The organism is Terrihabitans rhizophilus (genome assembly GCF_033898525.1).
Lineage (GTDB): Bacteria > Pseudomonadota > Alphaproteobacteria > Rhizobiales > Methylopilaceae > Flaviflagellibacter > Flaviflagellibacter rhizophilus.
The window spans coordinates 175,711-199,452 of the sequence record NZ_JAXAFJ010000002.1 but is presented as its reverse complement, the minus strand read 5'-3'; the positions used below and the strand labels follow the sequence as shown (position 1 = coordinate 199,452).

26 protein-coding genes and 3 tRNA genes are annotated in these 23,742 nt (G+C 64.6%); 9 read left to right on the top strand and 20 right to left on the bottom strand.

All coding sequences use genetic code 11. The annotated features are described in order from the left end of the window. The first annotated feature begins 15 nt into the window (after positions 1-15). Positions 16-951 carry an ABC transporter substrate-binding protein gene (locus SCD90_RS04540; protein WP_319843445.1) on the top strand — a complete coding sequence of 312 codons (936 nt, stop codon included), beginning with the start codon at positions 16-18 and terminating at the stop codon, positions 949-951. 9 nt (positions 952-960) lie between these two features. Continuing rightward, positions 961-1,737, top strand: coding sequence for a 3-oxoadipate enol-lactonase (gene pcaD / locus SCD90_RS04535; RefSeq protein WP_319843444.1), 777 nt, complete (start codon positions 961-963; stop codon positions 1,735-1,737). On the opposite strand, the gene SCD90_RS04530 is transcribed toward pcaD, so the two are convergent. Continuing rightward, positions 1,706-2,617, bottom strand: a complete 912-nt coding sequence (locus tag SCD90_RS04530) for a LysR substrate-binding domain-containing protein (RefSeq protein ID WP_319843835.1) — start codon at positions 2,615-2,617, stop codon at positions 1,706-1,708. The two genes, pcaD and SCD90_RS04530, sit on opposite strands and share 32 nt — an antisense overlap. A 136-nt stretch (positions 2,618-2,753) precedes the next feature. On the opposite strand from SCD90_RS04530, the gene SCD90_RS04525 reads away from it, so the two are divergent. After that, positions 2,754-3,725, top strand: coding sequence for a YeiH family protein (locus tag SCD90_RS04525; protein WP_319843443.1), 972 nt, complete (start codon positions 2,754-2,756; stop codon positions 3,723-3,725). 6 nt (positions 3,726-3,731) lie between these two features. On the opposite strand, the gene SCD90_RS04520 is transcribed toward SCD90_RS04525, so the two are convergent. The 8 genes from SCD90_RS04520 to SCD90_RS04485 all read right to left on the bottom strand — a co-directional run bounded on the left by SCD90_RS04520 (position 3,732) and on the right by SCD90_RS04485 (position 10,961). After that, a complete protein-coding gene (locus tag SCD90_RS04520; RefSeq protein WP_319843442.1) occupies positions 3,732-4,415 on the bottom strand; it encodes an epoxyqueuosine reductase QueH in 684 nt (227 codons plus the stop codon). Between the two features lie 96 nt (positions 4,416-4,511). Beyond that, the gene (gene pstB / locus SCD90_RS04515) at positions 4,512-5,396 is read right to left on the bottom strand and encodes a phosphate ABC transporter ATP-binding protein PstB (RefSeq protein ID WP_319843441.1); all 885 of its coding nucleotides are present in this window, start codon (positions 5,394-5,396) and stop codon (positions 4,512-4,514) included. 2 nt (positions 5,397-5,398) lie between these two features. Then, entirely contained in the window at positions 5,399-6,235 is an 837-nt protein-coding gene (gene pstA / locus SCD90_RS04510) for a phosphate ABC transporter permease PstA (RefSeq protein WP_319843440.1), read from the bottom strand. Positions 6,236-6,238: 3 nt separating this feature from the next. Next, positions 6,239-7,222, bottom strand: a complete 984-nt coding sequence (pstC, locus tag SCD90_RS04505) for a phosphate ABC transporter permease subunit PstC (protein WP_319843439.1) — start codon at positions 7,220-7,222, stop codon at positions 6,239-6,241. A 65-nt stretch (positions 7,223-7,287) separates the two neighbouring features. Next, on the bottom strand, positions 7,288-8,325 hold the full coding sequence (gene pstS, locus SCD90_RS04500) for a phosphate ABC transporter substrate-binding protein PstS (protein ID WP_425265637.1): 1,038 nt from the start codon (positions 8,323-8,325) through the stop codon (positions 7,288-7,290). 154 nt (positions 8,326-8,479) lie between these two features. Continuing rightward, a complete protein-coding gene (locus tag SCD90_RS04495) occupies positions 8,480-9,604 on the bottom strand; it encodes a YihY/virulence factor BrkB family protein (protein ID WP_319843438.1) in 1,125 nt (374 codons plus the stop codon). Positions 9,605-9,665: 61 nt separating this feature from the next. Next, positions 9,666-10,574, bottom strand: a complete 909-nt coding sequence (locus SCD90_RS04490; protein ID WP_319843437.1) for an NAD(P)/FAD-dependent oxidoreductase — start codon at positions 10,572-10,574, stop codon at positions 9,666-9,668. Between the two features lie 15 nt (positions 10,575-10,589). Continuing rightward, complete coding sequence (locus tag SCD90_RS04485) at positions 10,590-10,961, bottom strand: DUF2934 domain-containing protein (RefSeq protein ID WP_319843436.1); 372 nt, start codon at positions 10,959-10,961, stop codon at positions 10,590-10,592. Between the two features lie 194 nt (positions 10,962-11,155). Between SCD90_RS04485 and SCD90_RS04480 the strand changes: the two genes are divergently transcribed. Next, positions 11,156-11,230, top strand: a tRNA-Lys gene (locus tag SCD90_RS04480). 302 nt (positions 11,231-11,532) lie between these two features. Here the strand turns inward: SCD90_RS04480 and tgt are convergent. From tgt to coaD, 6 genes are read right to left on the bottom strand one after another with little or no spacing between them, the layout of a single operon-like run. Beyond that, complete coding sequence (gene tgt, locus SCD90_RS04475; protein WP_319843435.1) at positions 11,533-12,660, bottom strand: tRNA guanosine(34) transglycosylase Tgt; 1,128 nt, start codon at positions 12,658-12,660, stop codon at positions 11,533-11,535. Continuing rightward, positions 12,657-13,721: a tRNA preQ1(34) S-adenosylmethionine ribosyltransferase-isomerase QueA gene (gene queA, locus SCD90_RS04470; RefSeq protein WP_319843434.1), complete on the bottom strand. Its 1,065-nt coding sequence runs from the start codon at positions 13,719-13,721 to the stop codon at positions 12,657-12,659. The genes tgt and queA overlap by 4 nt, the downstream gene beginning before the upstream one ends. A gap of 32 nt (positions 13,722-13,753) precedes the next feature. Then, complete coding sequence (locus SCD90_RS04465) at positions 13,754-14,206, bottom strand: DMT family transporter (RefSeq protein ID WP_319843433.1); 453 nt, start codon at positions 14,204-14,206, stop codon at positions 13,754-13,756. Positions 14,207-14,214: 8 nt separating this feature from the next. Continuing rightward, positions 14,215-14,676, bottom strand: a complete 462-nt coding sequence (locus SCD90_RS04460) for a peptidylprolyl isomerase (RefSeq protein ID WP_319843432.1) — start codon at positions 14,674-14,676, stop codon at positions 14,215-14,217. A 26-nt stretch (positions 14,677-14,702) separates the two neighbouring features. Continuing rightward, positions 14,703-15,176, bottom strand: coding sequence for a peptidylprolyl isomerase (locus SCD90_RS04455; protein WP_319843833.1), 474 nt, complete (start codon positions 15,174-15,176; stop codon positions 14,703-14,705). A 38-nt stretch (positions 15,177-15,214) separates the two neighbouring features. Beyond that, positions 15,215-15,733 (bottom strand): pantetheine-phosphate adenylyltransferase, encoded by a 519-nt coding sequence (coaD, locus tag SCD90_RS04450; RefSeq protein WP_319843431.1) that lies wholly within the window; start codon positions 15,731-15,733, stop codon positions 15,215-15,217. 165 nt (positions 15,734-15,898) lie between these two features. Between coaD and SCD90_RS04445 the strand changes: the two genes are divergently transcribed. After that, a complete protein-coding gene (locus tag SCD90_RS04445) occupies positions 15,899-16,222 on the top strand; it encodes a hypothetical protein (RefSeq protein ID WP_319843430.1) in 324 nt (107 codons plus the stop codon). Between the two features lie 74 nt (positions 16,223-16,296). Here the strand turns inward: SCD90_RS04445 and gyrA are convergent, their stop codons facing one another. The 4 genes from gyrA to SCD90_RS04425 all read right to left on the bottom strand — a co-directional run bounded on the left by gyrA (position 16,297) and on the right by SCD90_RS04425 (position 20,199). Next, a complete protein-coding gene (gene gyrA, locus SCD90_RS04440) occupies positions 16,297-18,945 on the bottom strand; it encodes a DNA gyrase subunit A (RefSeq protein ID WP_425265647.1) in 2,649 nt (882 codons plus the stop codon). 138 nt (positions 18,946-19,083) lie between these two features. Then, positions 19,084-19,233: a hypothetical protein gene (locus SCD90_RS04435; protein WP_319843428.1), complete on the bottom strand. Its 150-nt coding sequence runs from the start codon at positions 19,231-19,233 to the stop codon at positions 19,084-19,086. Positions 19,234-19,340: 107 nt separating this feature from the next. Further along, a complete protein-coding gene (locus tag SCD90_RS04430; RefSeq protein WP_319843427.1) occupies positions 19,341-19,649 on the bottom strand; it encodes a BA14K family protein in 309 nt (102 codons plus the stop codon). 160 nt (positions 19,650-19,809) lie between these two features. After that, the gene (locus SCD90_RS04425) at positions 19,810-20,199 is read right to left on the bottom strand and encodes a BA14K family protein (protein ID WP_319843426.1); all 390 of its coding nucleotides are present in this window, start codon (positions 20,197-20,199) and stop codon (positions 19,810-19,812) included. Positions 20,200-20,367: 168 nt separating this feature from the next. Between SCD90_RS04425 and SCD90_RS04420 the strand changes: the two genes are divergently transcribed. The 3 genes from SCD90_RS04420 to SCD90_RS04410 all read left to right on the top strand — a co-directional run bounded on the left by SCD90_RS04420 (position 20,368) and on the right by SCD90_RS04410 (position 20,867). Continuing rightward, positions 20,368-20,444 (top strand) — tRNA-Pro (locus tag SCD90_RS04420). Positions 20,445-20,465: 21 nt separating this feature from the next. After that, on the top strand, positions 20,466-20,771 hold the full coding sequence (locus SCD90_RS04415; RefSeq protein ID WP_319843425.1) for an ETC complex I subunit: 306 nt from the start codon (positions 20,466-20,468) through the stop codon (positions 20,769-20,771). 19 nt (positions 20,772-20,790) lie between these two features. After that, positions 20,791-20,867, top strand: a tRNA-Arg gene (locus SCD90_RS04410). Positions 20,868-20,959: 92 nt separating this feature from the next. On the opposite strand, the gene SCD90_RS04405 is transcribed toward SCD90_RS04410, so the two are convergent. Beyond that, positions 20,960-21,754 carry an outer membrane protein gene (locus SCD90_RS04405; RefSeq protein WP_319843424.1) on the bottom strand — a complete coding sequence of 265 codons (795 nt, stop codon included), beginning with the start codon at positions 21,752-21,754 and terminating at the stop codon, positions 20,960-20,962. A 148-nt stretch (positions 21,755-21,902) separates the two neighbouring features. Between SCD90_RS04405 and SCD90_RS04400 the strand changes: the two genes are divergently transcribed. Beyond that, a complete protein-coding gene (locus SCD90_RS04400) occupies positions 21,903-23,726 on the top strand; it encodes an ABC-F family ATP-binding cassette domain-containing protein (RefSeq protein ID WP_319843423.1) in 1,824 nt (607 codons plus the stop codon). The last annotated feature ends 16 nt before the right edge of the window (positions 23,727-23,742 follow it).

Genomic DNA, 23,742 nt, shown 5'->3' with positions numbered 1-23,742 from the left:
AATGAGGTTCTCCCGATGAAGCGTCTTGCCGCCGCCTTGGTCGCCCTCGGCCTCTCGCTCAGCCCCGCCGCAGCCGCCGACAAGCTGACGGTGCTGCTGGACTGGTTCGTGAACCCGGATCATGCGCCTCTCGTCATCGCCAAGCAGAACGGCCTGTTCGAGAAGCACGGCCTGGATGTCGAACTGGTCGAACCTGCCGATCCCAACGCGCCGCCTCGGCTCGTCGGCGCCAAGCAGGCGGACGTGGCCGTGACCTATCAGCCGAACCTCTATCTCCAGGTGCAGGAAGGCGTGCCCGTCGTGCGCTTCGGCACGCTGGTGGACACGCCGCTGAACTCGCTGCTGGTCCTGAAGGACGGTCCGGTGAAATCGATCGCCGACCTAAAGGGCAAGAAGGTCGGCTATTCCATCTCCGGCTTCGAGGACGCGCTGATGGGCGTGATGCTCGAGAACGCCGGCCTCTCCGCGAAGGACGTCGAGATGGTCAACGTCAACTTCGCTTTGACGCAAGCCCTGATGGCCAAGCAGGTGGATGGCGTGATCGGCGCCTTCCGAAATTTCGAGCCTACGCAGGTGAAGATCGCCGGCGGGACCAGCACTGTCTTCTTCCCCGAGGAACACGGCGTGCCGCTCTATGACGAGTTGATCTACGTCGCGCACAAGGACAGCCTCGGCGACGACCGGCTGAAGCGCTTCCTCGCTGCCGGGCAGGAAGCGACGGTGCAACTGCTGAACCATCCCGAAGAAAGCTGGAAAGCCTTCACCAAGGCCTATCCCAAGCTGGACGACGAGCTGAACACCGCCGCATGGGCCGCCACCCTACCGCGCTTCGCCAAGCAGCCGGGCCTCCTGGATCGCGCGCGCTATGAGGGCTTCGGCGCGTTCATGAAGGAGCGCGGCCTCATCACGGCCGCACCGGCCCTCGACAGCTTCGCCGTCGAAATTCGCTGAGGCACACAAATGGCTTTCGCAGACAACAACGGCGTCCGCCTCTTCTACACTGTGGACGGACCCGCCGATGCGCCGGCACTGGTGCTGTCGAACTCGATGGGGACGACGCACGGAATGTGGCAGCCGCAGTTGGCTGCCCTGACGGAGCGGTTCCGGGTCGTGCGATATGACCGCCGCGGCCACGGCCAGTCCAATTCACCGGCAGCGCCCTACACCATCGACGAGCTCGCAGGGGATTCCATCGCCGTAATGGATGCGGCCGGCGTGGAGAGCGCGCATTGGGTGGGCCTCTCCATCGGCGGCATGGTGGGCCTGCGGATCGCGTCGACCGCGCCGGAGCGCATCCAACGGCTCGTGGTGGCCAGCGCGGGCGTGTTCATGGGTCCGCCTGAGGTCTGGAACGGCCGCATCAAGACGGCGCAGAACCGCGGCATCGAGCCTCTGGCGAACCCGACCATGGGCATGTGGTTCACCAAGGAGTTCCTGACGGCGAACGCCGGAGCCGTGGATGCCATCCGTGCGCAGTTCGTGCAGACCACCCTCGACGGCTTCATCGGCTGTTCGTCCGCGATGCGCGACATGGACCAGCGCGAGAGCATCCGCGCCGTCACCTCGCCGACCCTCGTCATCGTGGGCTCGAACGACCAAAACACGTCGCCGAACGAGGCTGCCCTCATCGTGGGCCGGGTGCCGAATTCGAGCGGCCTCATCCTTCGCGGCTCGCACATCATCAATGTCGAGCAGGCCGAGGCTTTCACCGGGGCTGTGCTGGAGTTTCTGGGCTAGTTCTTGCCGTGACCAAGGCCTCCAAAGCGGCGGATGCCTTGGTCCGGTAGCGCTCTCGGTGCCGCAGCAGCCAGAAATGGCGCGGCGGCAGATCCATGCCGACCTTCACCAGCCGGCCGGTGGCAAGATCCGGTGCGGCCACTGCTTCCGACATGACGGTGGCATACTCCCCGGAAAGAACCGCCGAGCGCACGGCCTCGTTCGAGGGAAGCGCCAGCAGGACCTTCAGGTCGCCGGCCGCGATGTCCTGAGCCGCCAGCGCCTTCTCGAAGAGCGCCCGGGTGCCGGAGCCTTGCTCCCGCAAGATCCAGTCACCATTCCGAATCTCCGTCGGGGATAGGTGCCGCCCGTCGGCCCAGGCATGCCGCACGGGCACAACCACTATGAGTTGGTCGGTCGCCACGGCTCGAACCGTCAGGTCGGGGTGCTCAACCTCGCCCTCAGCGAAGCCGATATTGGCCCGGCCATGGAAAACGTCGCCAACCGTATCAGCGGTGTTGCCCACCAGCAGGTTCGTCTCCAAGCCGGGATAGGTTTCGCGGAATCTCGCGAGAAACGGGGGCAGCCAGTACCCGGCGATCGTTTGGCTTGCCGACACGCCGATACGCCCGCGGATCAGCCCGCCGGTCTCCTTCAACGCCCGTTCCGCATCCTGCGCCGAAGCCAGGACGTCACGCGCATGCGGAAGGAACATGCGTCCTTCCTCGGTTAGTTCGATGCGCCGCCCTACCCTGTGGAACAGGCAGAGTCCGTACCGCTCCTCCAACGCACGGATGGAGGAACTGACCGCCGACGGCGTCAGGTTGAGCCCCTCCGCAGCGCGGGTGAGGTGCTCCCGCTTCGCGACGGCCACAAAGATCTTGAGCTGCTCCAGGGTCATCGTTCGATAATAGTGCACAGAACATCGGGAAAGTCGCGATAGACCTAACAGCGACGCCTGCCATCCTGCCGGAATGATAGTGGATTTGGAGCCAAGCCGCCGCCCCACGTCGTGGAGCGGCCTTTTACCGGGACTGATGTTGTGCGTCGGCGTGGCGCTGGCGGCGCGCGCCGCGTCCTGGGTTGAAGTCCGGCTGCTGGGGCACCCGGTGCTGGATGCCGTGCCGCTCGCGATCGTCTTCGGGCTGGCCGTCCGCAGCACCTTGCCACTGCAGGCGTCCACCAGAGCGGGCATCTGCTTCTCTTCCAAGACGCTGCTGGAGATCGCAGTCGTTCTGCTGGGCTCGTTGATCGATCCGGCTGCGGTGATGGCAGCCGGGCCCGCTTTGCTCCTCGGCATCGCGGCCGTCGTCGCGTTGTCGGTCCCCACCAGCTACCTGCTCGGCCGCATGGCCGGCCTCGACAAGCCGTTGGCACTGCTCATTGCCGTCGGAAACTCGATCTGCGGCAACTCTGCCATCGCAGCCGTGGCACCTGTGATCCGCGCGCCGGCGCGCGACGTGGCCGCATCCATCACCTTCACCGCAGTTCTGGGGATCGCCGCCGTCCTGTTCCTGCCGTCCCTGCCCGGCCTCATCGGCTATTCCGCGAACCAGTACGGCATCTTCGCAGGCCTGACGGTCTATGCCGTGCCGCAAGTTCTGGCCGCCACTGCCCCGGTGTCGCAACTGAGCCTGCAGGTCGGCACCGTGGTCAAACTGCTGCGCGTGCTGATGCTGGGGCCGGTCATCGTGGCGATCAGCCTGTGGTTCGCAGAAGGATCAGGAGGAAGACGGCCTTCGGCCGCGGTGATGCTGCCGTGGTTCATCATCGGCTTCGTGGCGATGGTGGCCGCACGAGGCGCGGGCTTGATCCCGGGGCCGGTACTGCCCGCGCTGGCGGCAATCACCGAGTGGCTGACGGTCATCTCGATGGCGGCTCTCGGCCTCAGCGCTGACCTGCGGGTGCTGGCGCGCGTCGGACGGCGGGTGTTCCTGGCCGCAAGCCTCTCGCTCGCGGCACTTGGCGTGTTCAGCTACGGACTGATCCGCCTGCTGGGCGTTGCGTGAAGCCCCTCAGCCCTGCTCCGGCGCATCGTCCGTTTCGGCCTGCCCGTAATAGAGCACCCCGAGCTTGATCGGGTCGCGCCCGCGCTCGCGCCGCGAGACATTGGTGTCCCGCAGGGAATAGACGCAGCCGCAATATTCCTGCTGGTAGAAGTTCTCGCGCTTGGAGATCTCGATCATGCGCGAGGAGCCGCCCTTCTTGCGCCAGTTGTACTCCCAGTAGGTCATGCCTTCGTAGCGTGCCGCCGCGCGCCGTCCCGATCCGTTGATCTGGTTCATGTCCTTCCAGCGCGAGATGCCGAGGGAGGACGTGATCACGGGGAAGCCATGCTCGTGCGCGTAGAGCGCTGTGCGCTCGAAGCGCATGTCGAAGCACATGGTGCATCGGGCGCCCCGCTCCGGCTCCCACTCCATGCCCCGGGCACGGGCGTACCAATTGTCCTTGTCGTAGTCGGCATCCACGAACGGCACGTTGTGCTTCTCGGCGAAGCGCACGTTCTCATCCTTGCGCAGGAGGTATTCCCGCTCGGGATGGATGTTCGGATTGTAGAAGAAGATCGTGTAATCGATCCCCGAGGCCAGCATGGCCTCCATCACCTCGCCCGAGCACGGGGCGCAGCAGGAATGAAGCAGAACCCGCTTCTCGCCGCCGGGTGCCTCGATGATCTCTCGCTGAAATGTGGTCTCGCTCATCCGCCTGCCATAGCACGGCGCCGGAACGCGGCTCAACGCCAAGCAAAAGGCCCGACTTTCGCCGGGCCTCAAAACGCTGTGACCTGAGGACGTCGATCAGCCGAAACGGCCGGTGATGTAGTCCTGCGTCCGCTTCTCGCTCGGATTGGTGAAGATCTTCTCCGTGCGGTCGAACTCGATGACATCGCCGAGATACATGAAGGCCGTGAACTCGGAGACGCGGGCCGCCTGCTGCATGTTATGCGTGACGATGCAGATCGTGTACTCCGACCGCAGGTCGTTGATCAGTTCCTCGATCTTGCCGGTCGAGATCGGATCGAGCGCGGAGGCCGGCTCGTCGAGCAGGATCACGTCCGGCTTCACCGCGATGCCACGTGCGATGCACAGACGCTGCTGCTGGCCGCCGGAGAGGCTGAGTCCGCTGGCGTTGAGCTTGTCCTTGACCTCTTTCCAGAGGCCGGCGCGCTCGAGAGCCGAGAACACCCGCTGCTCCATATCCGCCTTCGAAAGCTTCTCGTAGAGGCGGATGCCGAACGCCACGTTCTCGAAGATCGTCATCGGGAACGGCGTCGGCTTCTGGAACACCATGCCGATGCGCGCGCGCAGCAGGTTCAGGTCCTGGTCGGGCGAAAGCACGTTGCGACCGTCCAGCAGAACCTCGCCTTCGGCGCGCTGGTTCGGATAGAGCTCGTAGATGCGGTTCAGCACGCGCAGCAGCGTGGACTTGCCGCAACCCGACGGGCCGATGAAGGCGGTGACCGTCTTCTCGTAAAGCGGCAGGTTGATCGACTTCAGCGCCAGGTGCTCGCCGTAGTAGAACTTGAGATTACGGATCGAAACCTTCTCGTGACGGTCCGTCGCACGATTGATGGTGATGGTCGTGGGAGAGGACGATGACCCATCGTTCGACACGGGGATCGCCGGCTTGGGTGCGACAGCTCCGGCAGGATCGGTCGGGGATAGAAGCGACGTGTCGGTCATGATCAGCTCCGCGAAGTGAGGTAGCGCGCGGTAATGCTGAGCGTCAGCACCGCGAAGGTGATGAGAAGGGCCCCGGTCCAGGCCAGTTGCTGCCAGCCTTCATAGGGGCTGAGAGCGAAGTTGAAGATGGTGGCCGGAAGGCTTGCCATGGGCTGTGTAAGGTCTGTGCTCCAGAACTGGTTGTTCAGCGCCGTGAACAGCAGCGGAGCGGTCTCGCCGGAGACACGTGCGACCGCCAGCAGCACGCCGGTGACCATCCCGGCCTTGGCTGCCGTGTAGGCAACCTTGCGGATGACGAACCAGCGCGGCGCGCCGAGAGCCGTCGACGCCTCGCGAAGCTGATCAGGCACCAGGAGCAGCATGTCTTCCGTCGTGCGGACCACGACCGGTATGACCAGCACCGCAAGTGCCGCAGCGCCCGCTATCGCCGAGAAGTGGCCCATCCGTGCGACGATCAGCTCGTAGATGAACAGGCCGATGACGATGGAGGGTGCCGAGAGCAGGATGTCGTTGATGAAGCGCACGACCGTGGTGAGCTTCGTGTGACGTCCGTACTCAGCCATGTAAGTGCCGGCCAGGATGCCGACCGGGGTGCCGACGGCAACCGCGATCGAGGTCATGATCAGGCTGCCGACGATGGCGTTCAGCAGGCCACCGCCTTCGCCTTGCGGCGGTGGCGTGATCTCGGTGAAGACCGCGAGATTGAGGCCGGCTGCGCCCTTGAGGACAAGCGTGCCGAGGATGAGGAACAACCAGGTGATGCCGATGACGGCCGCGGCCAGCGACAGCGTCATGAAGATCTGGTTCGTGATGCGCCGGCGTGCGTGGAGCGAGGACATGGATCAGGCTCCCGATGCCTTGGCCACCCGCATCAACAGCAGGCGGGAGATCGCCAGAACCGTGAAGGTGATCAAGAAGAGGATGAGGCCAAGCGCGATCAGCGACCCGGTGTGGATGTCGCCGGTGGCTTCGGTGAACTCGTTGGCAATGGTCGCGGAGATGGTGGTTCCCGGCTGCAGCAGCGATGCCGAGATGCGGTTGGCATTGCCCACCACAAAGGTGACCGCCATCGTCTCGCCGAGAGCACGCCCGAGGCCGAGCATGACGCCGCCCACCACGCCGACGCGTGTGTAGGGGATCACGACATTGCGGATGACTTCCCAGCGCGTGCATCCCACGCCGTATGCCGCTTCCTTGAGGACCGGCGGCACCGTGAGAAATACGTCGCGTGTGATCGAGGTGATGAAGGGCAGAACCATGATCGCGAGGATCAGGCTCGCGGTCAGGATGCCGATGCCGTAGGGCGGACCTGCAAACAGGTAGGACAGCACCGGGATCGGGGCCGTGACGTTGATCAGGAAAGGCTGCAGCGTCTGCTGGAGAAACGGAGCGAAGACGAAGAAGCCCCAGATGCCATAGATGATGCTGGGGATACCGGCCAGGAGCTCAACTGCGATGCCGATCGGGCGGCGCAGGAACTGCGGGCAAAGTTCCGTCAGGAAAATGGCGATACCGATGCCGAGGGGAACCGCGATCAGCATGGCGATCAGCGAGGTGACGACCGTGCCGTAGATCGCTGCCAGGCCGCCGAACTGTTCGGTAACCGGGTTCCAGCTCTGCGTGACGAAGAATGCGAGACCGAACTCGCGGAAAATCGGAATGGAGCCCCGGATCAGCGAGAAGATCACGCCGCCCAGGATCAGGAGGACGAGGATCGCCGCGGCTTGCGTCGCGCGATGGAAGATGACGTCGGCGATGTTGAAGCGCTTGAGCGTCTTTTGTCGCGAACTGACCACGTGCACGTCCGATAAGCTGATGTCGGCCATCACCGTCTCCAGGCTTTGGGCACAGAAAGCAAGGGGGCACAGAGGCCCCCTTGCTATTAACGGGATCAGTTAGCGGTCTTGATCTCGGCCTTCCACATGGCCTGCATGTCGGTCGTAACGTTGTCCGGCAGAGCCACATAGTCGAGATCAGAGGCCAGCTTGTCGCCTTCGGCGCTGTAAGCCCACTCGAAGAACTTCAGAGCTTCGGCGGAAGCCTTCGCGTCCTGCGGCTGCTTGTGCATCAGGATGAAGGTCGCGCCCGTGATCGGCCACGAAGCATCGCCCGGCTGGTTGGTGAGGACCAGGTAGTTGCCCGGTGCGCTCTTCCAGTCGGCGCTGCCGGCAGCAGCTTCGAAGGCTGCAGCCGTCGGTGCGACGTTCTTGCCGGCCTGGTTCATCATGTTGGCGTGGGCCATCTTGTTCTGCTTGGCGTAGGCGTACTCGACATAGCCGATCGCGCCCTGCGTCTGCGAGACAGTGTTGGCAACGCCTTCATTGCCCTTGGCGCCGAGGCCAACCGGCCATTCGACAGCGGTGGCGGCGCCGATCTTCGACTTGAAGTTCGGGTTCACCTGCGAGAGGTAATCCGTAAACAGGAAGGTGGTGCCCGAACCGTCCGAGCGACGAACGACGGCGATGGCCGTGCTCGGCAGCTTCACGTTCGGGTTCAGCTTCGCGATGGCCGGATCGTTCCAGGTCTTCACTTCGCCGAGATAGATGTTCGCCAGGGTCTCGCCGTCGAGAACGATCGCACCAGATTCGATGCCTTCGACATTGATGACGGGAACAACGCCGCCGATGACCGTCGGGAACTGAACGAGGCCAGCCTGGTCCAGATCTTCCTTCTTCAGCGGGGCGTCGGACGCACCGAAGGTAACCGTCTTGGCCTTGATCTGCTTGACGCCGCCGCCGGAGCCGATCGACTGATAGTTCACCGAGGTGTTGGTCTTGGTCTTATAAGCGTCCGCCCACTTGGCATAAACCGGGGCCGGGAACGACGCGCCAGCGCCGGTGATCGTCTGCGCATTCGCGGCGCCAGCCACTGTGATGGCGGCTGCGGCGATGATAGCCGACTTGAATGCATTCAGGCCGATATGCTTCATCTTGCCTCTCCTGTCGTTGAGGTTGTGCCCGTCCGCGACATTCACGGCAGGTCTGACCGACCGGCGTTCCCGGGCGGTCGCCGCAGCTTGTAGGGAGGCAGGGTGACAGGCTTATGACATCCCGGGCGCTCTTTGACAGCGCCTTTGCGAAGCCTCAGCCAGCCACATTGTCCGCCATCTGGGCGCCTCGTTCTCCCATTGGTTTCGGGGCACCGGAGGTGCTGTCCTTGGCCGTCTGGTGCTCTGCCTCGGAGTTGAGTTCGGCGCCTACGAGGATGATGACCGTCGACAACCACATCCAGGTCATGAAGCCGATCGCGGCGCCCAGCGAGCCATAGGTTTCGTTGTACGAGCCGAAATTGGTGACGTACCAGGAGAACAGCAGCGAGCCGCCGAGCCACAACAGAGCCGCAACCACGCTGCCGACGGACACCCACCGCCACTTGGCCCGCTCGCGGCTCGGCCCAAAGCGGTAGAGGAGCGAGATGGCCAGGGCCGCCACGACGAGCATCACCGGCCAGCGCAGCATCGCGAGAAGGCCTTCGGTGGCCCCCTGCAGCCCGAACCAGTTGAGCACGATCGGCACCACGACGATGGCGATGAGGCCGATCACCAGGAACAGGATCGCGCCGACGGTGAAGCTGAGGGACAGCAGGTTCAGCGCGAAGAACCCGCGCTTCTCCCTCTCGCCGTAAGCGACGTTGATCGCGTCGAAGAGCGCCTTCATCCCGGCATTGGCGCTCCAGAGCGCAAGCGCGAGACCGAAGACGAAGCCGAAGCCCAGCGCCTGCTCCGGCTGGCTGGTCAGGCGCGTCAGCTGCTCGGAGATGATCTCCATGCCGCCGCCCGGCATCACACCGCTGAGGGCGTTGAGGTGCTCGGACAAAGTCGCCCGGTCGGCGATCAGTCCATAAAGTGAGACGAAGGCCGTCAGAGCCGGGAAGATGGCGAGCAGTGCGTAGAAGGTGACGCCCGCCGCAACGGCGAGAACGCGATCTTCCGAGATCTCGTTGTAGACGCGCAGTAGGATGTCCGTCCAACCGCGAGCCGGAATCTGCGTGGGAGTTTCGGCTTCCCGACCGCGCGCCGTCTTGCTTTTTGCCGATGTTCCGGCCCCGGCGCCCGCATGATCGCCATGCTTGCCGCCGCGCGGATCTGCGGAATGGCCGCGCCACATGGTGAAAGCAAGGATGGCGGCGCCCAGCGCCACGGTGCCGATGCGCGACGAGCCAGACCCGGTCGAAACGCCATCCTCGATTCGTGCCATTTCGCGCGTCATTCTTCACGATCCCCGTCTCTGTCGGACCGTTAACGCGGAGGCACCACCTTGGTTGCCGTAATTAGGTAAGTTCCACGCTCGCCTGGATGGTCTTGGCGGCGACGATCCCATCGGCCATCGCCGTCACGACGCAGGGGTGGTTTCGCCGAGTCACCTCTCCGATGGCGAACAGACCCGCAAGGCGGGTCTCGCAGGTGTGCGGATGGACATCCAGGAAGCCTCGCCTGTCCCGCGCGAGCTTCGCGGGCATCTCCGGGAGGGGCGAAGGCTCCCAGCCATACATCACGACCAGCCGGTCATATCGCTGGCCGCTCACGCAGAGGGTGAGGCCGTCCACATCATATGTGCCGACATGCAGGTCCGCGGGTTCTGCGGCAGCGATAGCAGCGCGCTGTCCGCGCAAGGTCCGGGCATAGACGTGCACCTGCGCGGCGCCGCGTGTGCGGATGAAAGCGTAGTTCTCCAGCGCGTTGTCCCCACCGCCCAGGATGGCGACACGCTGGCCGGTGAACCGCGCCTCCGCCACGTGGCGACCGGGCCCGATCAGGATGCTTTCGCCCGGCACCAACCCGCCCCGGACAGGCTGAACACCGGTGGCGAGAACGACATGTCTGGCGCGAACCGACTGCCCACCGGCCAGATGGACGCTGAAACGTCCCTGCCCTCCGTCAACCGCGTCTACGCGACGTCCCATGATCGTGGAAACACTCGCGGCTGCAAGGCTTACGCCCAGATTGGCTGCGAGCTCGAAGCCTGTCGCGCCCGGCTGCGTGGCGATCCAGTCATTGCGGAAGGGCGTCTCGCGCAGCAGTCCGCCGGGGGAGCCTGCGGCTTCGATGAGAATCGCGCGGCAGCCGAGCCGCGCCAGCCAGATGGCGCAGGACGCCCCGGCCGGTCCCGCCCCGATGATAGCCGCATCGAAGAGGTCTTCCGGGCCGTCGGCCTCCAGGGAACCTCCTGCTACCGGCACTGCGCCGACCGCAGCTCAGGCATCTGCCTTCTTCTTCCGGGTGGCACGGGCCGGGCTTTCGCTGCTTGCGGCATCCATCGACGGCTTCTTGGCCTTGGCGGTCTTCGGCTCTGCCGCCGTGAAGCCCGGATCCTTCTTGCCGATTTTCGCAGAGGCCGGAGTGTCGGCCTTCGGCTGCACGCGCGCGCGGGCGGTTTTGCCGGGAGCAACGGTTTCGTCGGGCGCGGCGGGGGTCTCCGGATCGGCCAGCGCGGTGGCGTGCGCTTCCTGCTGCTCCTTCAGGATCTGGCGCTCTGCCTCAAGCCAATGATCGACGTCCAGACCCTGATGGCCCGAACTCTGCCAAAGCTCATAAGCGCGTCTGGCAATCTTCTGGTCATCGGACATCGGGTTTTCCTCCTGCGTATCGCCTGCTTTCCTGAACGTCCGCGCCGTCCCAAGGGGCTGTTAACACAGCCAGCGGTCGCGGACATCCTTGCCGGAGTTATGGCCGAACACCGCACAGGGAAAGTCAAAAGTACGCTTGAAGGCGAAGCGGCTTGACCCCCGCCGGACCTCCCCATAGGTTCCGCGCATCGCTGGGGCCGGTAGCTCAGTGGTAGAGCACGTGACTTTTAATCATGTGGTCGCGGGTTCGACCCCCGCCCGGCTCACCAGCGATCTCAATCACAACCGCCCGTCTACTCCGCCGTCGCACAGTTCGTCGGACAGCTACCTCCACTCGCCTCTGCACGGGGATTTCTCCCGCGGCTTCGCCAGAAGCGGGAATAGGAACCGTCTGCCGCCGTTAGCCTTCGGGGGATCAAAGGAGGACGGACGATGCTGGCGCAAATCAAGATAGACTTCTTCACCGTCGTGATGGCGCTTCTGTGCACCGCCACGGTGTCCGCTTTCGCCCTTGCACTGTTGACGCTGCGTGCGGCCATGCTCGCGACCTGAGGGTTTCGCCCCGATCGCGTCAGGGCGCGACGTCGCCGCGCTCCCAGCACGCCCTGGCATCAGCTACGTAGTCCGCGTAGCGCCCGGCCTCGATGGCCTCGCGCGCACCACGCATCAGCGACTGGTAATAGGCGATGTTAGACCAGGTCAGCAGCGTCATGGCCAGGATCTCTCCCGAGCGGACGAGATGGTGGAGGTAGGCCCGCGAATAGTCGCGCGCTGCCGGACACGTGCTTTCGGGATCAAGAGGGCGCGGATCGTCTGCGTGGCGGGCGTTCTTGAGATTGATTCGGCCATAGCGGGTATAGGCCAGACCGTGGCGGCCGGCGCGCGTCGGCATCACGCAGTCGAACATGTCGATGCCGCGCGCGACGCTTTGCAGCATGTCGTCGGGCGTGCCGACGCCCATCAAATAGCGCGGTCGGTCCTGTGGCAGGTCCGGAAGGGTGTCCTCCAGCACGCGCAGCATCACGTCCTGCGGCTCACCCACCGCCAAGCCGCCTATCGCGTAGCCGGGAAAGTTCATGGCGACCAGTTCACGGGCCGATTCCCGGCGCAGGTCCGTCTGGTCCCCGCCCTGAACGATGGCGAACACAGCCTGCCCGTCTCCGCCCCGGAAGGCGGCCTTTGAGCGCTCGGCCCAGCGCAGCGACAGCCGCATCGCGCGGTCGATCTCGTCGCGGCTGTTCGGCAGCGACACGCACTCGTCGAACTGCATCTGGATGTCGGAACCCAGCAGGCCCTGGATCTCCATGCTGCGCTCGGGCGTCAGCATGTGCCTGGAGCCGTCGATATGGGACTGGAAGGCCACGCCCTGCTCCGTCACCTTCCGCAGCTTGGCCAGCGACATCACCTGGAAGCCACCGGAATCGGTCAGCATGGTGTGCGGCCAGCCCGCGAATTTGTGCAGCCCGCCCAGCTTAGCGACCTGCTCGGCGCCCGGCCGCAACATCAGGTGGTAGGTATTGCCCAGCACCACATCCGTGCCCGTCTCGCGCACGTCGCGCATCTGCATGGCCTTGACCGTGCCCGCCGTGCCCACGGCCATGAAGGCCGGCGTCGCCACCTCGCCATGGGCCGTGCGGATGGTGCCGCGCCGCGCTGCGCCGTCGCGCGCGTGCAGGGTGAAGCTGAAAGGCTCGGTCATGTGCGGTCCGGGAAGAGCAGGCTTGAATCGCCGTATGAATAGAAGCGGTAGCCGTCTGCGATGGCGTGCCCGTAGGCGCGCTGCATCCGTTCCAGCCCCGCGAAGGCCGAGACCAGCATGAACAGCGTCGATTTCGGCAGGTGAAAATTGGTCATCAGCGCGTCGACGGCGCGGAAGCGGTAGCCCGGCGTGATGAAGATGTCGGTGTCGCCGCTGAAGGGCTGGATGATGCCGCTCTCCGTGGCGGCGCTCTCCAGCAGACGCAGCGCGGTGGTGCCGACTGCAACGACCCGCCCTCCCCGTGCACGTACCGCGTTCAGCGCCTCGGCGGTTTCCGGGGAGATCGTACCCCATTCGGAGTGCATGCGGTGGTCGCGCGTGTCCTGCGCCTTCATCGGCAGGAAGGTGCCGGCGCCCACATGCAGCGTCAGCCGGTGCAAGCCGATGCCGCGATCCGTGAGACTGGTCAGCAGTCTTTCCGTGAAATGCAGGCCGGCCGTCGGCGCGGCCACGGCGCCATCGTGCTCGGCAAAGGCCGTCTGGTAGTCCGCATGATCTCGCGCGTCGGCAGGCCGTTTGCCCGCGATGTAAGGAGGCAGCGGCATCGTGCCGGTCGCGGCGATAGCGGCGTCGAGTTCCGGGCCCGAACATGAGAATCGCAGTGCGACGTCGCCTCCTTCGTTCTTCTCGACTGCCAGCGCCTCCAGCACGTCGCCACCGAAGCTGATGCGGTCGCCTGCCGCGATCTTGCGCCCCGGCTTCAGGAAGGCGAGCCATGTCTGCGCGTCCACCCGCTTGTGCAGGGTCGCGTCTATGCGTGGCTCGCTGTCTCCGCGTCCGATCCGCCGGCCGCTCAGTTGCGCCGGGATGACGCGTGTGTCGTTGACCACCAGAGCGTCGCCGGGCTGCAGGAGATCGGGAAGGTCGAGGACGCCGCGATGCCCGATCTCCGGCTCGGCACCGGGCCGCACCACCATCATCCGCGCATGATCCCTCGGCTCCGCGGGGCGCAAGGCGATGCGCTCCTCCGGCAGGTCGAAGTCGAACAGCTGAACATCCATGGCGGGGTGATGGGCCGGTCTGTGTTCCGGCGTCAAGTGAAGCGGACGAGCACCGCGCCCATGATCAGCAGGAGCAGCCCGGTCATCCGCAGAACGGTGAGTTCGTGGACCGGAGCGCCGAGCAGGCCGTAATGGTCCATCACTGCGGCCGCGATCAGTTGTCCGGCAATGATGAGCGCAGCCACGGCCGCAACGCCAAGCCGCGGCACGAGAAGAACGCTGCTGTAGACGATGCAGGCGCCCAGCAGGCCACCGCTCAGCCACATCCACACCGGCACGGACTTCAGGGAGCCGCTCCCGATGACCAGTTGCCCCGTGGCCAAGCCGATCGTTGTCAGGGCGATGGTGCCGACACTGAAGGAGATGGTCGCCGCGATGAGCGACGACCCAAGTTGCCGTGCAAGCCCGGCATTGATGCCGCTCTGCACCGAAAAGGCGACGCCGGCCGTCAGCGCGAAGGCTGATAAGAGAATCTTGGCCAGCATCGCTGCGCTCAGGCGTCGGCTTTGATCTTGGCCGACAGGATGGTGTCGGGATCGCGCACGGGCTCGCCGCGCTTGATCTTGTCGACGTTCTCCATGCCCGACACGACCTCGCCCCACACGGTGTACTGGCCGTTCAGGAAGCTCGCGTCCTCGAAGCAGATGAAGAACTGGCTGTCGCCGGAGTCAGGGCTCTGCGCGCGAGCCATGGAGACGGTGCCGCGCACATGCTTGCCGGCGTTGAACTCCGCTTTCAGCTTCTTGCCCGAGCCGCCCATGCCGGTGCCCGTCGGGTCACCGGTCTGGGCCATGAAGCCCTCGATGACGCGGTGAAACGGCGTGCCGTTGTAGAAGCCTTCGCGTACCAGCTCCTTGATACGGGCCACGTGGCCAGGTGCCAGATCGGGACGCATCGCGATCTCGACGGGACCCTTGCTGGTTTCGAGAACCAGGATGTCTTCTGCTTCTGCCATGTGATGTCCTTCCTTGGGTCGACCGCTTACTGCACGCTGGCCTTGACGATGCGGTCTGGGTTGCGGACCGGCTCGCCGGTCTTGATCTTGTCGACGTTCTCCATGCCGGAAACCACTTCGCCCACGACCGTGTACTGGCTGTTGAGGAACGCGGCGTCACCGAAAGTGATGAAGAACTGGCTGTTCGCGCTGTTGGGGCTCTGCGCGCGGGCCATGCCCACGGTGCCGCGCACGAACGGCGTCTTGCTGAACTCGGCTTTCAGGTCCGGGTACTTGGACCCGCCGGTGCCGGTGCCCGTCGGATCACCCGTCTGAGCCATGAAGCCGGGGATCACGCGATGGAAGACCACATTGTTGTAGAAGCCCTCGCCCGCAAGCTGGATCATGCGTTTGGCATGCTCAGGCGCCAGATCCGGACGCAGGCGGATGGCGACCGGTCCCTTCGTGGTCTCGAGCGTAAGGGTCTGTCCCGCGCCTTGTGCCTGTGCGGCCGGCACCATTGCGGCGAACGCCAACGCGGCCGCAAGCATGTACTTGATCAACGGCTTTCTCCTTCAGAGGACCCGGACAGGTGTTCGGCCAGTTTGGCGGCAACGGGCTGTGGCACGAACGCCGAGATATCGCCACCCATGGCTGCGATCTGCCGGACAAGAGTGGCCGTGATGGGGCGGCTGGCAACCGAAGCGGGAATGCAGATGGTGTGGATGTCGGGCGCGAGGGCGGCGTTCATGCCGGCCATCTGCATTTCGTAATCGAAATCCGTGCCGTTGCGCAGGCCACGTATGAGGAAACGGGCATCGGCCTGCCGTGCGGCGTCGATCACAAGACCGTTGAAGGTCGTGATCCGAACATCGCAGCCCTTATCCAGCCCGATCGGCGCACATACCTGTTTGAGCAGAGAGACGCGATCTTCTGCACTGAGCATCGGCGTCTTCGCGTGATGCGTGCCGACGGCCAGGACGACGCGGTCGAACATGAAAGCGGCGGACCGCAATACGTCGACGTGCCCATTGGTCACGGGGTCGAAGGAACCGGCGTAGAGGGCCGTGCGGATCATGAGGCGGCTTTAGCCCGCGGCGGAAGCACCTGCAAGTGCAGAAGGATTACGGACACTTTAACAAAAATGTCTCAGGCGACCCTCGATGAAACTTTTTTCGCTTGGTCGTGTTGTAGATGCAAGAGATGTGAGGAGCACGAAATGCTTCGGGGTTTTGCGACAACAATGGCGGTGGTATCGGCGATCACGCTGACGGCGTGGACGTACGCGGACCAGGCCCGGATGGCGAAAGCCACGCCGGTCGCGGATGTCACCCCAGCGGCGACCTCCATCACCACCAATTCCAACCTGTCCGCCAAGGGCGACGCCCTGTCGGTCGCCCCGCAGCTTGCTGCGGACACCAGCATGGATGGCGGCGAGGCCTTCGGGCGCATCGTCGGCGCTCATCAGGTGGCGATGTCGGAGCACGCCTCGAAGCGCTTCGTGACCGTTGCGAAGGCCGGCGTGTCCAATGAGACGGTTCTTACCCGCGTGCGCGTCAGCGATTGATACCCCTGACGCTCAACTGAGAAGAAAAGGCGCCGCGAGGCGCCTTTTCTTTTGGTGGGTGCGGTGGGCTTTGATCAGGCGATCTCGTCGGCCTCATCAGCTTCTTCGCTGATGCTCTCAACCGAGACGACCTTCTCACCCTCGGCCGTGTTGAACACGGTGACGCCCTGGGTGCTGCGGCCAGTGATCCGGATGCCGTCGACCGGCACGCGGATCGTCTGACCGCCATTGGTGATCAGCATGATCTGGTCGCGGTCTTCCACGGGGAAGGAGGCCACCAGTTTGCCGTTGCGGGCGTTCACGGCCATGGCGACGATGCCCTTACCGCCACGATTGGTGATGCGGTACTCGAACGACGAGCTGCGCTTTCCGTAACCGCGCTCGGATATCGTCAGCAGGTATTGCTCCGCCGCGCTCATCTGGGCGTAGCGCTCCTGCGTGATCTCGACGTCCGGAACCGCTTCCTCGTTCTCCACGGCGGTGTCTTCGGTCTCGCCACCGAGGCCGCGCCGCAGCTGGTTCGACATCTTCAGATAGGCCACGCGCTCCGCCGGAGAGGCCTCGACATGGTGGATGATCCCCATCGAGATCACCCGGTCGTCGCCATCGAGCCGAATACCGCGCACACCGACCGAATCGCGGCCCTTGAAGACGCGCACGTCCTCGACCGAGAAGCGGATGCAATTGCCGTTGGCGGTGGTCAGCAGCACGTCATCCTGCGGACCGCAGAGCTGGACGTCGGCGATGTGCTCGCCCTCCTCCAGCTTCATGGCGATCTTGCCGTTGCGGTTGACGTTCAGGAAGTCTGCCATCGCATTGCGGCGCACCGTGCCGCCGGTGGTGGCGAACATGATCTCGTTGCGCTCCCAGGACGCCATGTCCTCGGGCAGCACGATGATGGAGGTGATGCGCTCGTCGGCATCCAGCGGAAGCAGGTTGACGAAGGCCTTGCCGCGCGATTGCGGAGCGGCAAGCGGCAGGCGCCACACCTTCATCTTGTAGACCTGCCCGGCCGAGGAGAAGAACAGCACCTCGGCATGCGTGGACGCCACGAACAGCCGGGTGACGAAATCCTCTTCCTTCGTGCTCATGCCCGAGCGGCCCTTGCCGCCACGGCGCTGCGCCCGGTAGGTGGCGAGCGGCACGCGCTTCACGTAGCCGGAATGGCTGACGGTGACGACCATGTCCTCGCGCTGGATGAGGTCCTCGTCATCCATGTCGCCATCGGCTTCGAGGATCTCCGTCTTGCGCGGGGTGGCATGCGCCGCACGCACTTCCTGAAGCTCGTTGCGGATGATGGTCAGCATGCGTGCGCGCGAGCGCAGGATGTCGAGGAAGTCGGCAATCTCCCGGCCAAGTTTGTTCAACTCGTCGGCGATCTCGTCGCGCCCCAGAGCGGTGAGGCGCTGCAGGCGAAGGTCGAGGATGGCGCGCGCCTGCTCGGCCGACAGCCGATAGGTGTTGTCCTCGCTCACCATGTGGCGCGGGTCGGCGATCAGAAGGATCAGCGGGGCCACGTCCTGCGCCGGCCAGTGGCGCGACATCAGCTGTTCGCGGGCGGTCGCCGGGTCCGGCGCCTCGCGGATCAGCTTGATCACCTCGTCTATATTGGCGACGGCGATGGCCAGGCCGACCAAGACGTGGGCGCGGTCGCGCGCCTTGCCGAGCCGGAAGCGGGTGCGCCGGCTGATGACTTCCTCGCGGAAGGCGAGGAAGGCCTGCAGCACGTCCTTGAGGTTCATCGTCTCGGGGCGGCCGCCGTTCAGCGCCACCATGTTGACGCCGAAGGTCGATTGCAGCGCCGTGAAACGATAGAGCTGGTTCAGCACCACCTCGCCCACCGCATCGCGCTTCAGCTCGATGACGATGCGCATGCCGTTTCGGTCGGATTCGTCGCGGAGTTCGGAGATGCCCTCCACCCGCTTCTCGCGCACCAGTTCCGCCATCTTCTCGATGAGCGTGGATTTGTTGACCTGGTACGGAATCTCGGTGACCACGATGGCTTCGCGGTCCTTGCGGATCTCCTCGATGGTCGCGCGTCCGCGCATGGTGACCGAACCGCGACCCGTGGCGTAGGCCTGGCGGATGCCGCTGCGGCCGAGGATCATCGCACCCGTCGGGAAGTCCGGGCCATGAACGATCTCGTTCAGCCCCTCGACATCTAGATCGGGATTGTCGATCAGGGCCAGACAGGCATCGATCACCTCGCCCATATTATGAGGCGGGATGTTGGTTGCCATGCCGACGGCGATGCCGCCTGCGCCATTGACGAGCAGGTTCGGGAAACGCGCCGGGAGAACCTTCGGCTCACGTTCCGAATTGTCGTAGTTGTCCTGGAAGTCGACGGTGTCTTCGTCGATGTCGGCCAAGAGGCCGAGCGCCGGACGCGCAAGCCGCACTTCGGTGTAGCGCATGGCCGCAGGAGGATCGCCGTCCACGGAGCCGAAATTGCCCTGCCCGTCCACCAGCATGACGCGCATGGAGAATTCCTGCGCCATGCGGACCAGCGCGTCGTAGACCGACTGGTCGCCGTGCGGGTGATACTTACCGATGACGTCGCCGACGATGCGGGCGGACTTGCGGTAGGATTTATCGGGTGTGTAGCCGGCCTCGTTCATGGAGAACAGGATGCGGCGATGGACCGGCTTCAGCCCGTCTCGCACATCGGGAAGAGCGCGGCTCACGATCACGCTCATCGCGTAATCGAGGTAGCTCTTCTTCATCTCCTCGGTGATCGACACCGCCTTGATGTCGGATCCGCCGGTCGGCCGGTCTTCGTTGTCTGCCACTGTCTCAATCAACTTTCAGGAAGCGCCCGAGACTAGACGATTCCGGTCTGCGGGCCAAACCCGTGCTGCCGCTCAGACGCGACGATACACGAAACGTTCAATGCGCTCCGCGAGGCGGGCTTCATCGACCCTGTAGGGGCCGAGCGAACCTGCGCGTCCTGCGATGACGATCAGTCCGCCTTCAGGCAGGGTCACGACCCGTTCCGTAGTCTGGACGCTCATGCGATCTCCTCGCGGTCTAATCCTCCCCCGCACCCTGAAGATGCGGCAGGCACTGAGGAACGACCAGCTTTAATCCAATTTTAGCTGAGTTTAACGTAAACTTACCGCTACGCGCATTCACGAACCTCCCCGGAAAAGGTCCGGTACGATCCACTCGTGGGGTCAAAGCTCTTGTACTTGGAGGCGCAATACGCGTTCCACTCGGCCGTTCCGCGCGCTGGCGTGGATGCCGCCTCGATCCCGGCGACAGCCGGTCCGGACACAAGCGGCGGGCAGCGGAAGCCGTTCAAAGCCTCATCGAAGAGGCAATCGAGATGGTTCAGCTCGGTCTGTTCCGACCAGGCCGGCAGTGCCGAGAACACGTTGAGCGACATCACGCCCGCACCCAGCGCCACTGCGCATACGATTCGGCGCATCACCCTCTCCGTTAACAAGCCTTAACCCGGCCGGACAATGCCGACGGCGCCATGACGGCGCAAGACATGACGGGCTTGTCCACACGCTCCGGGAAAACTCGACCCTGGCGACAAAAAAAGGCCGCCCGGAGGCGGCCTTTTGTCAAAAATTGTCTGAAACTTACGGGCAGGAATGCTGACGTCCGTCGGCGCCCAGGTAGAGGCCGGTGCGCGGGTTCCAGCTCTGGAAGCGCGAGGCGCAGAACTCGTAGGCGTCGTCCCGATTGCGGTTCGCCGAGCTTGCAATGGCAGCGCCGGCCGCGAGACCGAGCACGCCCGCTGCAACGCCCACGCCGACATTGCTGCCACGGTCACGGTAATGACGGTGACGGCGATCATTGCGGTAGCGGCGGTCGTCGTAATAGCGGCGCTGGACGGTCTCGATGCCGTTGTTGCTCTCAGCGGCAGCAGCCACCGGTGCGTGGGTGCCGGCAACCTGCGCGGATGCGGGAACAGCGACGCTGGCCAGCGCCATCATGCCCGCCATACCGGAAACGAGGATCTTCTTCATCAAATACTCCATCACTGAGAGGGCTGTGCCCCATGTTCATTGAAACGCCTGAACCGCAATGTTCCTGCGGCCGCATGGTTGGATAATTCCCGAACCGGCACTTCGTTCAATGGGATGGGCTTGCCCGGTCCAAGGGGCCGTGCCACATAGGACGCCTGTCGGCGCTGTCGGGGCGTAGCGCAGTCTGGTAGCGCATCTGGTTTGGGACCAGAGGGTCGCTGGTTCGAATCCGGCCGCCCCGACCACACCCACTGTCGAGACGGAAGATGACCGCCCGTATCTACAAGCCCACGCGAAACGCCATGCAATCCGGCAATGCAAAGTCGGAGCATTGGGTTCTCGATTTCGAGCCCGCCACACCACGCTCGATCGAGCCGCTGATGGGTTGGACGAGCAGTGACGACACCCAGCGTCAGGTGCGGCTGAACTTCGACACCAAAGAGGAAGCCATCGCCTACGCACAGAAGGCCGGCATCCCCTATCAGGTTTCGGAGCCCAAGGAGGCGAAGGCACTGCGCTTCTCCTATTCCGACAATTTCAAATGGGGCCGCGTCGGCCAGTGGACGCACTAGCGTCCTGCCGCGGCACCAGGGCCCCATAGCTCAGCTGGATAGAGCAGCAGCCTTCTAAGCTGCGGGTCGCAGGTTCGAGCCCTGCTGGGGTCGCCAATCCAGGACGGGCATCCGCAAGGCCAAGCGGCCTGTAATGAACAGAAAAAGCCCCGCCGGCATAACCGGCGGGGCTTTTCTGTGACGCGCGATCAGAAGTGGTAGTTCAGACCGACCTTGACGGTATGAAGATCGATCTCGCCCGTGGAGGTCGCGCTGCTGCCGTCACCGGTCGCCGGGAACTCGAAGTCGAAGGTTTCGTCGCCGAAGTCGAGATACTGGTACTCGGCCTTCACGCTCCAATTGTCGAACATCGCGAATTCGACGCCTGCCCCAACTGCGTAGCCGAAGAAGGTTTCCTCCTGATCATCGGAGAAGGTCGGGCCTGTCGGATCCTCTTCCGTACCGCCGGTGATGCTCAGGCTGGCAGAGCCCTGTCCGATCGCGAGACCGCCATTGGCGTAGACGAGGACGCGGTCAAACGCGAAGCCGACGCGGCCGACGACCGTTCCATAGAAGTCGAGCGCGGCTTCGGTCTCGTAGAAGGGACCCGCCTCGCTGCCGAGGAAGGCGCTGGACGTTTCGAGCTCCGCACCCTGGATGGTGCCTTCGATGCCGAACACCAGCGAACCGACCTGGTGATTGTAGCCGATTTGTCCGCCGCCGATCACGCCCTCGATGTCAGCCGAGGAATCGTCGCCAGGGAACGTGGTGCCGTCAGGCAGAGATTCCGCCGGGATGCCCACGAGGGGGCCGGTGGTCGTCACCGTGCTGTCGGTCGTACCGATATCGCCGCTGCCATACCCTACGTTCACACCGGCATAGAAGCCGGTCCAGTCATGCGCCGCGGCAACGGCAGCCTCGGGCGTGTAGGCCGGCATGTCGGCAGCCAGCGCCGGAACGGCGGTCAGCAGGGAGGCAGTGGACAAAAGAGCGGCACGCAACATCGGAAATCTCCAAACCAGTGTTCGCAACCTAGCATTGTGTTCCCGTCGTGGATGTACCTTGGGTGCAACACTCGTCCCCTGGTTGCGGTGACCTCACAGGGGCCGTCTTCTGCTTGCCCCGGGCGGCCGTCACCTCTAAGTCCTGCCGATGGCCCCTCCCCTTCTCCACCTCCAGAATATAGCCCTGACCTTCGGGGGTACGCCCCTTCTCGAGCAGGCGGACCTTTCCGTTTCGGCCGGGGAGCGCCTGTGCCTTGTCGGCCGCAACGGTTCCGGCAAATCGACCCTGCTGAAGATCGCGGCCGGACTGATCGAACCAAGCGACGGAACGCGGTTCCTCCAGCCGGGCACGACGCTTCGATACCTGCCGCAGGAGCCGGACTTCACGGGCTTCTCGACGACGCTTGCCTATGTCGAGGCCGGGTTGAACCCGGGCGACGACGAGTATCGCGCGCGCATGCTGCTGGAAGACCTGGGTCTCACCGGCGACGAGGATCCCGCCCGCCTTTCCGGCGGCGAAGCCCGACGTGCCGCGCTGGCACGGGTCATGGCCCCGGAACCGGACATCCTGCTGATCGACGAGCCCACGAACCATCTCGATCTGCCGGCAATCGAATGGCTTGAGAGCGAACTGAAGAGCCTGCGCTCCGCCATCGTGCTGATCAGCCATGACCGGCGGTTCCTCGAAAACCTGTCACGCGCGACGGTGTGGATTGATCGCGGCAAGACCAGGCGCCTCGACCGGGGCTTCTCCCATTTCGAAGCCTGGCGCGACGAGGTGCTGGAGCAGGAAGAGCGCGACCGCCACAAGCTGGACCGCAAGATCGCCGACGAGGAGCATTGGCTGCGCTACGGCGTGACTGCACGGCGCAAGCGCAACGTTCGGCGGTTGGAGCAACTCGGGTCGCTGCGCACGGATTACCGCGATCATCGCAAGTCGGTCGGCGACGTGAAGATGGTCGTCACCGAAGGCGGCACGTCCGGCAAGCTGGTGGCGGAGGCCAAGAACATCACCAAGAGCTGGGGAGACCAGACGGTGGTGCGGGACTTCTCGATCCGCGTGGCGCGAGGCGACCGCCTTGGCCTGATCGGCCCGAACGGTGCCGGCAAGACGACGATGATCAACCTGCTGACAGGCGTCGTAGCGCCGGACAAAGGCAGCGTCCGCCTTGGCGCCAGCATCGAACTGGCGGGCATGGACCAGAAGCGTGCCAGCCTCGACCCGTCCTGGACCTTGCGCGAAGCACTGACGGGCGGAAGCGGCGACACCGTGTTCGTGGGCGGGCAGACCAAGCACGTCATCAGCTACATGAAGGACTTCCTGTTCCAGCCGGAACAGGCCGGTTCACCGATTTCGCGCCTCTCCGGCGGCGAGCGCGGGCGGCTACAGCTTGCCCGGGCGCTGGCGCAGCCCTCCAACCTGCTGGTGCTCGACGAGCCGACCAACGACCTCGACCTGGAAACGCTGGATCTATTGCAGGAGATGGTCTCGGACTATCCGGGAACCGTCATCCTCGTGAGCCATGACCGTGACTTCCTCGATCGCACGGTGACATCCGTCGTCGTGGCGGAGGGAGACGGCCTCTGGGTCGAATATGCCGGCGGTTATGCCGACATGCTCGCCCAGCGCGGCAAGGGCGTCGAAGCCAAGGTGCGCAAGGACGCCGCAGCCGAACCGGCCATGCGTGCCTCGGCTCCGGCGCAGCCGCCTCGTCAGGTCAGCCGAAAGAAGATGTCGTTCAAGCAGCAGCACCTGCTCGACACGGCGCCGGCGCGGATCGCGGCGATGGAAGCGGAGATCGCGCGGCTGCGCGGGGTGTTGGCCGACCCGGCTTTGTACACCCGCGATCCGGTGGGCTTCGCGAAGGCTGGAGACGCCTTGGCCAAGGCGGAAGCCGACCTATCGAAAGCCGAGGACGAATGGCTGGAGCTGGAAGCCCTTCGCGATGAGATGGCCAGCGATCCAGCGTAATGGAACGTTCGGCGTG